Here is an 874-nt window from a genome sequence, read left to right as displayed (position 1 = left end):
GGCGGTGCTCGGCATGAAGGGCGGTCTCTTGACGCGAGGGCTGGGGCTTGCCGTCGGCGCGTTTCGGATGTTTGGCTCTGCCGCCATGTTCGCCGGGCGTGCGCTGTTGATGAGCCCGATCGGGCTTGCAATCACGGCCCTTGTCGCGATTGTCGCCGTCGCTGCGTACGCCATCTACACGCACTGGGACACCATCAAATCAAGCGCGTCATCGCTCTGGGCGCATATCCGATCGACGTTCGCCGGCGGCGTAGCCTGGCTCAAAGCCCTTCCAGCGTCGATGGCAGCGATCGGAGCGAACATCATCTCTGGCCTGGTGAGCGGCATCACGAGCAGCATGGGGTCGGTCAAGGATTCGATCATGAACGTGGCGAGCTCGACTGTCGGTTGGTTCAAGGAGAAGCTCGGCATCCATAGCCCAAGTCGCGTCTTCAGCGCACTGGGCCACTTCGTTGGAGAGGGCGCGGCGCTCGGCACCGACCGCGCTCAGGGACGTGTCGCACGCGCGGCCGTCGGCTTGGCGGCGGTCGCGGCAAGCTCGTTCGCATCCCCTGCGATCGCGGCAGTGCCGCAGCTCATCAAGTCTGTTGAGCCTACCGTCGCGCTGACACGTCCGCGCGTGCCGATCGACACGCGCGGACCATTGGCGGCGACGGCAGCGGGTAGTGCGGCAAGGAACGCTACCGATGCGGTCACGATCAACATCTATCCGCAGCCGGGCATGGGCGCGCAAGCCATCGCGCGAGCCGTTGCGGCTGAGCTCGATCGCCGTGAGCGCGCGAAGCAGTCGCGCTTGGGCTCAAGCCTCCTGGACCGTTCGTGAGCACCGGAGAGTCGTCATGATGATGTCGCTTGGACAGTTCGTCTTCAGTCT

The 874-nt window shown here is 65.1% G+C and carries 1 pseudogene; it reads left to right on the top strand.

Annotated features, from left to right (window positions below):
• A pseudogene (locus QCE79_RS33075) lies at positions 1-823 on the top strand (hypothetical protein); the annotation flags it as partial.
• Positions 824-874 lie beyond the last annotated feature (51 nt).

The organism is Caballeronia sp. LZ003, assembly GCF_031451465.1.
GTDB lineage: Bacteria > Pseudomonadota > Gammaproteobacteria > Burkholderiales > Burkholderiaceae > Caballeronia.
Note: the sequence above shows the minus strand (reverse complement) of the source record. Positions and strands in the feature narration are given on the sequence as shown.